Origin of the sequence: Pectinatus sottacetonis (assembly GCF_015732155.1) — a bacterium.
GTDB lineage: Bacteria > Bacillota > Negativicutes > Selenomonadales > Selenomonadaceae > Pectinatus > Pectinatus sottacetonis.
In genome coordinates this window covers 1,602,411-1,615,244 of record NZ_WIQK01000001.1, presented here as the reverse complement: position 1 = coordinate 1,615,244, position 12,834 = coordinate 1,602,411, and the positions used below count along the sequence as shown (strand labels likewise).

Genomic DNA, 12,834 nt, shown 5'->3' with positions numbered 1-12,834 from the left:
GTGTGAACGACACCTCCCCCATACGACTAAAAAAGAACTTACGATTCTTATATATGTTACTGCAAAGAACTTGCTTTTCTAAAGCCTGCATGTTAATTTTAAAATAATCAGGCAATAATCTTGTAAAGATAAAAAGAAAAGTGAGCAATCATGGAAAAAGCCTTCAAATTTAGGATATACCCCAACAAAACACAAGAACTACTGCTGCAAAAAACATTTGGCTGCGTAAGATATGTTTTTAATCACTATCTCGACATGCGAATCAAAGCATACAATAATGATAAAACCACACTTACCTATACCAAATGTTCCAGTAATTTAACGCAGTTGAAAAAAGAAAACACCTGGTTAAAAGAACCAGATAAATGTTCCTTACAAAACGCGTTAAAAGACCTCGATACAGCTTACCAGAACTTCTTTAAACATAAAAAAGTTGGCTTTCCTAAATTCAAGACCAAAAAAAACAGGCATAAATCCTACAAAACAAACTTTACCAATAGCAACATTGAATTTCTGGGAACAAAAATAAAACTTCCCAAACTAGGTAAAGTAAAAATAAGAGATAAACAAGTACCGCAGGGCAGAATCTTAAACGCAGTAATATCACAAACCCCTGATGGTAAATACTTTGTATCCCTATGCTGTACAGAAATAGAAAAACCTGTTTTTAATCGTACTGACAACTATGTCGGTATCGACCTTGGCCTAAAAGAATTTGCAATCACCTCCGATGGCGATAAACATCCCCATCACAAATACCTGAAACAGTCACTACGAAAACTTGCCAAACTGCAAAAAAGCTTGTCCCGAAAAACAAAGGACAGCTCAAACAGGAACAAAGCAAGAATCAAAGTAGCAAGGCTGCAGGCACGTATTGCAAATCAGCGAAAAGATATGCTGCATAAACTATCTCATAAACTTATAGAAAACTACGATGTTATCTGCTTAGAAGACTTACAAATAAATAACATGCTGAAAAACCACAAACTTGCCCGAAGTATTATAGATGCCAGCTGGTCAGAATTTACCCGCCAGCTAAAATATAAAGCCCAGTGGTATAGCAAAGGAATAGTACAAATAGACAAATTCTATCCATCAAGCCAGCTGTGCCATAATTGTGGTTACCAGAACAAAGAAATAAAAGACCTTACTATAAGGAAATGGGAATGTCCTAACTGTAAAGCCCAGCATGACAGAGATATAAATGCCGCCATAAACATTCGCAATGAAGGACTAAGAATATTAAACATAACAGCGTAATAACATATATAAGAACCGTAGGAACTACGGGGATAGCCTGTGGAGATAATGTAAGACGTGCTTTTGGCGCAACTATCTATGAAGCAGGAACCCCGCGACTTTAGTCGTGGGAGGTTCAGAGCCGCGGTTTTGCTATAAATATCCAAAACCAAGCTGACTACAATAAATTTTATCAGGAATTTTTAACTGATAAATTACAGGCTTCTTTTTGGAATAAATGGCTGGACTGCACTAAATGGCGTTATATAATATTCAATGATAATTATTGGATTATATAACTGCATGCCAAACTAAAATATTAATTTCATTTCCCCCTTATACGTATTGGCATAAAGTCAACTTTATGTGATAGAATTATTTATATAATATATTACGATCATTTTGCCTGTTACTGATCAGTCGATTTTATATGATACACACAAGGAGAATATTATGACAGCAAAAAAATTAGGTTTTGGTTTTATGCGCCTGCCCTTAACTAATTCCGATGAACCAACAAGTTTTGACATACCTCAAATCAACCATATGGTCGATCTATTTTTACAAAGAGGTTTCACCTATTTTGATACAGCATGGATGTATCATGCTTTTAAAAGTGAAATGGTCCTGCGTGAAGCCTTGGTAAAACGATACCCCCGTAATCAGTTCACCTTAGCAGATAAACTGCCTACAATGATGCTCAAATCAGCTGAAGAACAGGAAATTATTTTCAATGAACAACTAACAAAGTGCGGTGTTCAGTACTTCGACTATTACTTATTGCATAATCTTGGCTCCGAAAACTATAAAACTGCGCAAAAATATAATAGTTTTGCCTTTATTTCTGAAAAGAAAAAAATGGGAAAAGTAAAAAAAATAGGCTTCTCTTTCCATGACCGGGCTGACTTACTGGATGAAATTTTGACGGCCCATCCCGAAGTTGATTTTGTACAGCTGCAAATCAACTATCTTGACTGGAACAGCGAAAGTATTCAATCAGGTAAATGTTATAAAGTTGCCCAAAAACATAACAAACCTGTCATTGTAATGGAGCCGATAAAAGGCGGGATGCTGGCAAATATTCCTGATAAGGCCGCAAAAGCTCTCCTTGATTATCATTCGGATTTATCGATTCCCTCATGGGCCATCCGTTTTGCTGCCAGCCAGGAAAATGTTATGATGGTTCTTTCCGGTATGTCTGCTTTAGAACAACTAGAAGACAATACCAGTTACATGGAACATTTTGTTCCGTTAAATCAGGATGAATATGCAATAATCAACAAAATTGTTACTATCATCAATGAATCGATTGCTATTCCATGCACAGCTTGCCAATACTGTGTAAAAGGCTGTCCAAAAAATATTGCTATTCCCAATTATTTTGCCCTTTACAACACAATGCATCAGCATACTCTCATGGGTAATAAACCCGGATTTCGTATTGAAAATGTATACTATAACAATTATACTAAAACATTTGGCAAGGCTTCTGACTGCATAAACTGTAAACAATGTGAAAAAATGTGTCCTCAGCATATAGACATCACCAGCTGGCTAAAAAAAGTTACTGCTGTCTTTGAAAAAAAAGAAGCATAATCCGTATAAAAGACAGGGAAGGCATCATTTAAAATGTGCCTTCCCTGTTTTTTATACAATCGTCAATATATAGCAATTGTTGTTTTGCCCGCTTCCACCATATTTACTTGTTTAAATTTCAGTGCTGTATATTGATCAAAATTTGTTATAACCATCATCGTAATAGGATTCAATCCTGACTGCTTTATTTTTTCAATATCAAATTTGATCAGCTTATCTCCTGTTTTTACTGCCTGTTCTGCTTCTATAAGTATTTCAAAACCACTTCCATTCAGATTTATGGTATCTATTCCTATATGAATAAGTATCTCCATTCCTGTATTAAGCCGTAAACCGACAGCATGTCCTGTTTTATCCATTATCATCATTACAGTGCCATCTGCAGGTGCCGTAATAATTCCATATTGAGGAATTATTGCCAGTCCATCGCCCATTGTTTTTTCTGAAAAAGCTGCATCAGGAACATCTTCGAGCTTTACAACCTGTCCAGTGGCAAATGCTTTTAACACCGGCTCAGTAATTTTAGGCTCCGTATCACTGCCACTTTGCAAAAGATTTTCAAATCTTTCACGTACCTGTGGTACAGAAAGTCCTACAATAACCTGTATAGCATTTTTGTTATGAACAAGTCCATGCGCCCCAGCAGCAATAAAAACATTAGCATTTTTTACCATGCTGTCATCCTTGACATTTACACGTAATCTTGTTGCACAATTGGTAACATCGGCAATATTGTCCTTTCCGCCTAATGCAGATAAAAATGCAGCAGCTTTTTTATCACGTTCATCACCATTTTTCTTTGCTTTATAATCAGCCTTTGTATATAATTTGTCTTCTGAATCATCGCCACGTCCCGGGGTCTTGAAATCAAAATGAATTATCAGCCAGCGAAAAACAAAAAAGTAAATTGCTGTAAAGACAAAGCCTACTGCAAATTGTATTATATACGTAGTCGAATGATATTTAAACAATGGTATCCAGTTCTCTACAGCACATTCGATCAAGCCCCCATCAAAAGCACCTACAACACCAAAAGCATAAGCAGTCATTGCCATTAATCCAGCTAATACGGCATGAACAGCAAACAGCATCGGGGCAATAAATAAAAATGTAAATTCCAGTGGTTCTGTAACTCCACATAAGATAGCCGTTAAAACAGCAGGAATTAACAGTCCTGCAATAATCTTTTTCTTGCTTTTTTTAGCTGTCGCATAAATAGCCAATGCTATTCCAGGACAGCCAAACATTTTGGACATAGATGTAAGGTCAAATCCCCCTTGGGGAAACATTTCTTTTAAAGTATGTGCTGATGTGGAAAATTCTGGAATGTGCTGAATAAAATATTGTTTTGTTCCTCCATCCACAACTGCCGGCCCATAAATAAACGGCATATAAATAAAATGATGCAATCCTGTAGGAATTAATATACGTTCTAAAAAAGTATACAACCAAACGCCCAACAGACCACTTGCTTTCATAAACCCTTGCAATGATAAAATAGCCAGCTGTACTTTAGGCCATACGAAACACAAAAGCAGTGCTACTGGCAGCATGATAAAAAAACCAGCTGCTACTACTAATACTGAACCGCGAAATATTCCTATTATTTCCGGTAAATCTACATCGGATAGTTTATTATGCAGATAGACACTTAACCCCGCTATAAAAATAGCTCCCAGCATTCCCATATCAAGCGTTTTTATATTTGCTATCATGGCTAACCCTGAGCCAGCAGCTGCTTTTTGACTATAATCAACGCCAAAAAATGGTCCCCATAACTCTAAAAAACCTGCTATAAAATAATTAGCTGCTAGATAAATAACTAAAGTTTCCATAGCTGCCCGGCCAGAATCCTTTTTAGCCAAACCTATCGGCAACCCTACCACAAATAACAATGGCAATTGAGCAAAAACAGTCCATGCCCCTTTTTCAACTATAAACCATATATCATACCAAATAGTCCCTTTATCAGCAATATTTCCCATAATTGCTGTATTTTTAAATAATATTGATAAAGCCGCCATTATCCCAAAAAAAGTAAATAATAATACCGGGGTGAACATAGCCCCGCCAAAACGCTGCACTTTCTGCATTACTATATCCTTACTAATAATCACATTGCATTGCCCCTTTCCATAATTATTTCAACATTTTCTTATTATATATTATTATCAAATTTTTCTAAAAATATACTTTGCGCCATAATTTGTAATTGCTGTATATTTATCGAGGCTGCCACATAAATAATATCACCTTCATAGTACCACAGCATTATAAAGAAAAATTTATATGTTACAGCCCCCATTTTTATCCTTGAATCACTTTAAGATTGGCCAATAATCTTTATTAGCTTCGATCAAATCATCAAGTATCTTTTTAGCAATAGTAACGCTCGGCACTGTTTTAGATAAACTTATTGCCTGCCATAGCTTTTGATAGCTGCCGCTTATCCATGCTTCAACAACTAATTTTTCCACAGAAACCTGCTGTTCCATAAGCCCTTTTTGAAATTGTGGTATTTTTCCTACACAAGTTTTTTCATAACCATTTGCTCCTACCACACAAGGAATTTCTACCATTGCAGTTGGATCAAAATTAACAATAGAACCTTCATTTTTTACAATTAATAACATCCGGGTTTTTTTATTAAAAGTAATTGCTTCTGCCAAATCTACTATATAGCTGGCATGTTCATCACTATGAAAATCGCAATCCTTCGCCGTATTTTTATCAACGACTGCCCTTGCTGCAGTAAATACATTTTTTTCACGATGTTCCATAACCTCATTGGCACGTGTATGTTCTGGATGCTGACTATCATGCGCAAAAACATAATCCGGGAAAAAGTAATATTTAAGATACGTATTAGGCAAAGTATCTGGATCTATTGCATAAACATCCCTAGCTTTTGCAAAAGTATCATTCCAGCTGACTTCTGTTTCAACATGTTTTTCCGGATTGACAATATAGCCATGTTTAGCAACATGTTCTTTAATTTTTGGCATAAGGTCATTGCCTTGCTTATCACGAATATCTGTCCACCAGCCAAAATGATTAAGCCCGTAATAACGCACTTCCATATCCTTACGTCCGTTTGGCAGTTTTAATATTTCAGCCATGCGCTCTTCAATACCAACAGGCATATCACATATATTTATTATTTTAGAATTTGGTCTTATCCGTCTGGTAGCCTCTGCTACAATTGCTGCCGGATTAGAATAATTAAGCATCCATGCGTTGGGAGAATATCTTTCCATAAAATCAATTATTTCGATGATAGGACCGATAGAACGCATTCCGTAAGCAATTCCTCCTGGCCCGCACGTTTCCTGCCCAAATACACCATATCTCATTGGTATTTTTTCATCTTGTTCTCTCATTGCATATTTACCTACACGGATATGTGCCATTACAAAATCAATATCTGAAAATGCTTCTTTAGGATCCGTAGTATAGGAAAAATCTATTTCTGGGGCCCTTTCTCTTAAAAGTATTGCACAGGCCTCTGCTATTTTCTCCTGACGAACTGCATCATTATCATAGAATTTTATCTGTCTTATGGGAAACCTTTTTAAATGTTCCAGCAGCATCATCACTATTCCCGGCGTAAAGGTACTGCCGCCCCCTGCAATAACAACTGATGATTTCTTCATTAAAATCTTCCTTTCTGATAATTTATTTGTATTTATCATAAAGAAAAAAAGACCTGTATTCAATACCTACAGGCCTTTAAGGACTATTTCACCCTATATAGTAATATATCACTTTTCTTGTGATATATTACATGTCATCTATGCCTTGCTCCATTAAATAGCGACTGTATGTTACATACCATATTTCTACAACTAAAAAGAACATCAGCATTGATTCATAATTATCATCCACAGCTGTTGGCAATGCTATTGGTGTTATATATAAATGTTCCGCACTCAAACTTGCCAGTGTATTACTTTTTAAACGCGTCATTGAAATAAACGGGACTCCATACATATGCAGCTTTCTCGCAAATTCAACAACATGTGCTGATTCCCCGCTTAACGATATAATTATAAATAGATCTGTTTTATCTATATTTTTTAACATTCGCTCAAATTCGTCAATACCTTTTATCTCATAAATTAGTAAATTACAGCTGAGAAAAAGCCGTTTCATTTCGTTTGCAACATTTTCCTGCACATACCCTGATGAATAAACAAATATTCTTTTAGCATTATACATAAGCTTATTAGCACTGGTAAAATCCTGTCCGGCAACTTCTTCCCCTACTCTTTTACATAAATTAACTGCTGCCTTTGCTATATCAGCAGAGGAATCCTCGCCTTCTTTGCCTAACTCCATTTTTAACATCATTTTTAAATCAGAAAAACCATCCAATGAGATTTTTTTGGCGAAACGCAGCACCGTTGTGCGTGATACATTACATTCTTTTGCAATATCATATATAGAAATATGACAACATTTTTTCTTGTTTTTACAAATATACTGCCATACAATCAAATCTGTGGGATTTAATTTGTTCAAATTACTACTTACAAGATTGTCCAGTTTCATATGATTATCTCCTCGTTCATCATTTTACAAATCAGAATAATAAAAAGCTTCACGATAACACGTGAAGCTTTTTATTATTCTGATTTGTAAACCATCAACTATTTCTCAATTGCTGCCAAAAACCTTGAAATAATGTTCCAGCACCATATGGGCCGTTTCTTCTATCGCCCGGTTAGAAACATTAATAACATGACAGTTAAGCTGACGCATAACAGCCTTTGAATATTCTATTTCTTCAGAAATACATGATATTTTTGCATAGCTGGCATCTGACATAAGACCGATTGCCTTCAACCTCTCAGCACGAATTTCGTTGAGTTTAGCCGGATCAACAATCAAGCCAATAATTTTCTGCGGTTTAATATTAAACAACTCTTCCGGCGGTGTAATTCCCGGAATTAAAGGAATATTGGCAACTTTAAGTCCTTTATGTGCCAGATACATACTTAAAGGTGTTTTTGATGTTCGTGATACTCCGATAAGTATTATATCAGCCTTCAACAATCCCAGCGGATTTTTACCATCATCATATTTCACTGCAAATTCTATAGCTTCTATTCTCTTAAAATATTCCCTGTTCAGCATATGTGTCAGCCCAGGCTGGTTTTTAGGTGCAAGTCCTGAAAGATTTTCTATTGCTGACAATACTGGACCTAAAATATCAACAGCTATAACATTGCATTCTTCAGCTCTTTTATTAAAAGCCTTGCGCAGATCCGGTGATATAAGTGTATGACATACAAAAGCATGACGTTTTTTTACTTCTTCCAGAACACTTTCTATCTGCTCAATAGAATCAATATATGGTACCCTCACAATATCAAAATTTCCCGAATCAAATTGGCTGATAGCTGATCTCACAACAGTTCCAGCTGTTTCTCCCAGAGATTCAGATACAATATAAATAATAGGTAATTCGCCTATGATGAACTCCTCCCCCTGCCTTCGGCCAGATCTACTATCAATCGGGTCAAATTAGTTTTAGTTAAACGTCCCACGATTTCATAAATTCTGTCCTTTATCGACAAAATCTTGACTACTGGTAAAGCATCTATTTCATTTGCTATAATTTTTTGCGCTGCTGTGACAACAGATTCATTAGGTTCTGTAACAATAAGCTTAGTCAGCGGCGTCATTACCATCTGTACGGGTATTTTAGCTAAATTATCACCTGGTCCCAGTGATGCTTTCAACAAATCCTTACGTGAGACTACTCCCGCCAGAGTGCTTTTTTTCTCTTCAACTATAAAAACACTGCCAACATCTTCTAAAAACATTGTTACCACGGCATCATATGCATTTGCTGTCTTTGCCAGGACTACTGGTACCGACTGAATATCTTTTACTAAAACAGAATTTAACTCATCTGTAAAAAATGACAATAGACTTTTCCCTGTATAAAAATAGCCAACCTTAGGACGAGAATCGAGCAATCCGCTCATTACCAAAACCGCTAAATCAGCCCGTAAAGCTGCACGTGTGACATGCATTTTTTCTGCTAATTTTTCTCCCGTAACAGGTTCCTCATTTTTAGCTATCTCTACAATGGCCCGTTGCCTTTTTGTTAGTGAAATACCTGCTCCCCCCTTAAAATTAATTTTGATTTATTCTTATAATAACATATTTGCTCTTAATATTCGACTGCAAAGGGACTGCCATACGCACTGTATGATTGAAATAAAATACAATCTTCTGCTTATATTTGTATTTTTATTCAAAGATTCCGCGTATAACAGTCCCTTTAACATTAAACTTTTATTTTTTCACTTATACCACTTATTTATTATTTTCTGTTTTAGACAAATTCCTTAAGGAATCTAGTATCAGCCGTTGCTCAATTTGAGCCACATTTTTTTTGGTAAACCCAACCATATCAGGATTAACTGAAATCGAATCTATGCCACACCGTACCAAAAATTCAGCAAAATCCGTATATACACTCGGCGCCTGCCCACAGATGGAAACAGTTTTGCCATCTTTGTGTGCGGTCTTAATCAAATGTTTTATAGCCCTTTTCACTGCTGTATTTCTTTCATCGAAAATATGCGCTACTGTATCATTGTCGCGGTCACACCCCAAAATAAGCATTGTCAAATCATTTGAACCAATAGAATACCCATCAACAAATTCATTGAATTCATCAGCAAGAATAATATTAGCCGGAATTTCTGCCATGAGCCATACTTTAAAATCAGGCCCCCTGTATAATCCTTCCTGATTCATTATTGCCGTGACTTTTTTTATTTCAGCAACAGAACGGCAAAAAGGAATCATTACATTAAGATTTTTCAAACCATATTCTTCTCTTACCTTTTTAACTGCCCTAATTTCTAACTTAAAGGCTTCAATATATTTAGGGTCATAATAACGGGAAGCTCCCCGCCAGCCTAATAATGCGCTTGGTTCATGTGGTTCATAAGCTTCCCCGCCTTTTAAGTCCCTATATTCACTAGACTTAAAATCACTAAAGCGCAAAGTTACCGGCCGAGGGGAAACAGCCTGACAAACTTTGCCTATGCCCTCTGACAATTTTTGAACAACTTCTTCGGCTCTTTTATTGGCAATCATATATAAAGGATGTTCGTGAATATAAGTTGTCCAGATAAATTCCTCACGCATAAGACCTATTCCATCACAAGGTAATTTACTATATTTTTCGGCTAATTCTGGATCGCCAAGATTCATATAAATTTTAGTCCCAGTCACAGGGAATATCTCTGTCACTGGATTATAATTACTTCTTTTATCATTTTTTGAATTATCTCTTAGCATATTTCCTGCATAAACAATTCCATGCGAAGCATCCAAAGTGATGACAGTACCATTTTTTATAATTGTTGTGCCTGCTTTTCCACAGCTTTTTGTTCCAACTATGCAGGGAATTCCCAGTTCACGGCTTACAATTGAAGCATGGCAGGTCATTCCACCGGCATCAGTGACAATTCCTTTAGCCTTTTTCATAACCGGTACCCAATCAGGTGCCGTCATTTCTGTAATCAAAATTTCACCAGCTTTGAACTGGTCTATCATATCAGGAGAATTTATAACCCTAGCAATCCCTGAAACCATACCAGGACTTGCTGGCATTCCTTTTACTACAACTTCGCATTTATCCATATTAGTTTCTTTTCCTTTTATACTTGCATCAGTTAATTTTTCTTTATTACGGCGTGACCACACCGTTTCAGGACGCGCCTGTAATATCCACAATTTATCAGTACGTTCATCTATGCCCCATTCAATATCCATATAACAACCATAATGTTTTTCTATCTTTAGGGCATAACCGGCCAGCTGACGCAGTTGTTCCGGCGTTAAAACAGATTTATTTACTAACGCTTCCGGAACAGCTTTTTCCTCACAACCGCCCCCTGGCATTCTTACATACTTAATTCTTTTTTCATTAATTATTTGTTTATCTATTTTCAGTGTTTTTTTATCAATTAAATAACTATCCGGTGTAACAATACCCTGAACAATATATTCTCCCAAACCCCATGCTCCCTCAATCATCACATGAGTATCATCACCCGTTGCAACATTAACAGTAAACATAACTCCAGCAGCCTTGGAAAATACCATCATCTGGATAACGGCGCTCAGAGCAACATCTATATGATCAAATCCCTGTTTGGCCCGATAATAGACAGCACGATCAGTATATGTAGACGCAAAACATTCTTTTACTTTAGCGATTACTTCGTCAGCACCCTTTATGTTTAAATAAGTTTCCTGCTGTCCCGCAAAACTAGCATCCGGTAGATCTTCAGCAGTTGCACTGGAGCGGACAGCAACAAAAGGAGCTTCCGTCTGCGCTTTTTCTCCGAGTTTTTTATATGCATCACGAATAGCAGCTGCTAAATCAGCTGGCATATCAGCTTTCATTATCGTATCACGAATTGCAGCGCTTATTTTGCGTAATACTATACCATTCTCTACATCATCAATCTGCGCCAGTAACGCTGTTATTTTTTCATTTAATCCGCTTTTTTCAATAAAATACCGATATGCATATGCTGTAGTTGCAAAACCATAAGGAACTGGAACATTAGTTTTGGAAGTTAATTCTCCCAGTGATGCTGATTTTCCCCCCACAACAGGTACATCGTTCCGTTCAATTGTTTCAAACCAAAGTAATAAAGCTTTCTCCTTCTGCATAATATTATCCCTCCATAATAAAATATATACTTTATATTTTTTTCATGTATATAGTATATACTAATAATGATATTAAATAAAGTATTATTTATATATTTTTTATTCTGCCTATTTTATATAATTTAATACTACAAAAAGCCATTAATTTGTATATACTAATTAATGGCTTTTATATTTATCAATTTTTTTACATTTTTATAACACAAAACCCTTTTCTGAGTATTGATAACACATACAAACTATACTAATATTTATCATTATAGCTATATATTATAAACTATCCATGACTAAAAGCATGGAACCTTGAACATGTCCAAAGCAAAAATATCTCCCATATTTATTTATAATTTTTCAATATTTCTGCGAATTTTCATTTTTATTAGATATTGTATATTGAGTTTCAGAGTAAATTATATTCAAAAAATATTATTGTTTAATGATTGCGTATTAAAAATTAACTTGTTCAGCAAAAAAACCATATATAAATATTTATGGATTCTCTTTTATTGTTGTGGGGAATTCATAGTCTTTTTCCTCTTACAGGAATAAATATCTTCGATTGAGCAGTTTAAAATTTTAGCCAAAATTAGCAGCTTATTAACTCGTGGAATTGAAATACCAAGTTCCCATTTGCCGACAGTAGTTCTATCTACACCTATCATATTAGCCAATTGTTTTTGCGTAAGTCCCAATCTTATTCTTTTTTGTTCAATAACATTCATTGTTTTTCACTCCTTACTTTTTAGAGAATATATTCTCATAAGTATAATTATATAGAATATATTCTCTTTGTCAATGCCTTAGAGAATTTTTCCCATCGACAAGAGAAATTTTTGCTCTTATAATTTAATATAGAGGTGAATTATATGCTCGGTAAAAGATTACGCAATCTTAGAATAAAGAAAAACATAAGCCAAAAAGAACTGGCTGATTTAGTAGGTGTTAACAGAACAACTATTGGTAAATACGAACTTAAAAATGTCCGACCGGCTTATGAAATACTGGAAAAAATATGTCGTATTCTAAATACAACACCTGAATATTTAAGTGGTTTTGACAAAAAATATTCTTCCCCAGAAACAAAACCTAAAGAATTATTAAGTTTTATAAAAGAAGAAAATTATACTTTATATGGAAAAATAGTTTCAGATAAAGACAAAGAACGTCTGTCAAAATTAATTGAACTTTTGTATTGTTACAACGATGATAAAAACAAAAAGACAAAGAATCCTAAAAAAAAACATAATTTAGACAAATAACAGCAGGGGCTTTTTTCATAACAGGTTATTT

The 12,834-nt window shown here is 35.3% G+C and carries 10 protein-coding genes; 3 read left to right on the top strand and 7 right to left on the bottom strand.

Features of this window, described 5'->3' with window-relative positions; all coding sequences use genetic code 11:
* Positions 1–150: 150 nt before the first annotated feature.
* Both tnpB and I6760_RS07525 read left to right on the top strand, forming a co-directional pair.
* Positions 151–1,260, top strand: a complete 1,110-nt coding sequence (tnpB, locus tag I6760_RS07530) for an IS200/IS605 family element RNA-guided endonuclease TnpB (protein ID WP_196593866.1) — start codon at positions 151–153, stop codon at positions 1,258–1,260.
* A gap of 432 nt (positions 1,261–1,692) precedes the next feature.
* Positions 1,693–2,835, top strand: a complete 1,143-nt coding sequence (locus I6760_RS07525) for an aldo/keto reductase (protein ID WP_196593865.1) — start codon at positions 1,693–1,695, stop codon at positions 2,833–2,835.
* Positions 2,836–2,897: 62 nt separating this feature from the next.
* Here the strand turns inward: I6760_RS07525 and I6760_RS07520 are convergent, their stop codons facing one another.
* The 7 genes from I6760_RS07520 to I6760_RS07490 form a co-directional block, all read right to left on the bottom strand.
* On the bottom strand, positions 2,898–4,952 hold the full coding sequence (locus tag I6760_RS07520; protein WP_330997951.1) for an alpha-glucoside-specific PTS transporter subunit IIBC: 2,055 nt from the start codon (positions 4,950–4,952) through the stop codon (positions 2,898–2,900).
* Between the two features lie 201 nt (positions 4,953–5,153).
* Positions 5,154–6,488 (bottom strand): 6-phospho-alpha-glucosidase, encoded by a 1,335-nt coding sequence (locus I6760_RS07515; RefSeq protein WP_196593864.1) that lies wholly within the window; start codon positions 6,486–6,488, stop codon positions 5,154–5,156.
* 127 nt (positions 6,489–6,615) lie between these two features.
* A complete protein-coding gene (locus tag I6760_RS07510) occupies positions 6,616–7,386 on the bottom strand; it encodes a MurR/RpiR family transcriptional regulator (RefSeq protein WP_196593863.1) in 771 nt (256 codons plus the stop codon).
* Between the two features lie 105 nt (positions 7,387–7,491).
* Positions 7,492–8,286: a pyruvate, water dikinase regulatory protein gene (locus I6760_RS07505; protein ID WP_330997986.1), complete on the bottom strand. Its 795-nt coding sequence runs from the start codon at positions 8,284–8,286 to the stop codon at positions 7,492–7,494.
* Positions 8,287–8,306: 20 nt separating this feature from the next.
* Complete coding sequence (locus tag I6760_RS12930) at positions 8,307–8,933, bottom strand: helix-turn-helix transcriptional regulator (RefSeq protein WP_330997985.1); 627 nt, start codon at positions 8,931–8,933, stop codon at positions 8,307–8,309.
* A gap of 229 nt (positions 8,934–9,162) precedes the next feature.
* Positions 9,163–11,544 carry a phosphoenolpyruvate synthase gene (gene ppsA / locus I6760_RS07495; protein ID WP_196593862.1) on the bottom strand — a complete coding sequence of 794 codons (2,382 nt, stop codon included), beginning with the start codon at positions 11,542–11,544 and terminating at the stop codon, positions 9,163–9,165.
* Positions 11,545–12,047: 503 nt separating this feature from the next.
* Complete coding sequence (locus I6760_RS07490; protein WP_196593861.1) at positions 12,048–12,266, bottom strand: helix-turn-helix transcriptional regulator; 219 nt, start codon at positions 12,264–12,266, stop codon at positions 12,048–12,050.
* 144 nt (positions 12,267–12,410) lie between these two features.
* On the opposite strand from I6760_RS07490, the gene I6760_RS07485 reads away from it, so the two are divergent.
* Positions 12,411–12,803, top strand: a complete 393-nt coding sequence (locus I6760_RS07485; protein ID WP_196593860.1) for a helix-turn-helix domain-containing protein — start codon at positions 12,411–12,413, stop codon at positions 12,801–12,803.
* Positions 12,804–12,834: the final 31 nt, after the last annotated feature.

Excerpts from the sequence above, each read along its gene's own strand:
- I6760_RS07485 (WP_196593860.1), top strand. The coding sequence starts at position 12,411 with ATGCTCGGTAAAAGATTACGCAATCTTAGAATAAAGAAAAACATAAGC.
- tnpB (WP_196593866.1), top strand. The coding sequence starts at position 151 with ATGGAAAAAGCCTTCAAATTTAGGATATACCCCAACAAAACACAAGAA.
- I6760_RS07510 (WP_196593863.1), bottom strand. The coding sequence starts at position 7,386 with ATGAAACTGGACAATCTTGTAAGTAGTAATTTGAACAAATTAAATCCC.
- ppsA (WP_196593862.1), bottom strand. The coding sequence starts at position 11,544 with ATGCAGAAGGAGAAAGCTTTATTACTTTGGTTTGAAACAATTGAACGG.
- I6760_RS07515 (WP_196593864.1), bottom strand. The coding sequence starts at position 6,488 with ATGAAGAAATCATCAGTTGTTATTGCAGGGGGCGGCAGTACCTTTACG.
- I6760_RS07525 (WP_196593865.1), top strand. The coding sequence starts at position 1,693 with ATGACAGCAAAAAAATTAGGTTTTGGTTTTATGCGCCTGCCCTTAACT.
- I6760_RS07490 (WP_196593861.1), bottom strand. The coding sequence starts at position 12,266 with ATGAATGTTATTGAACAAAAAAGAATAAGATTGGGACTTACGCAAAAA.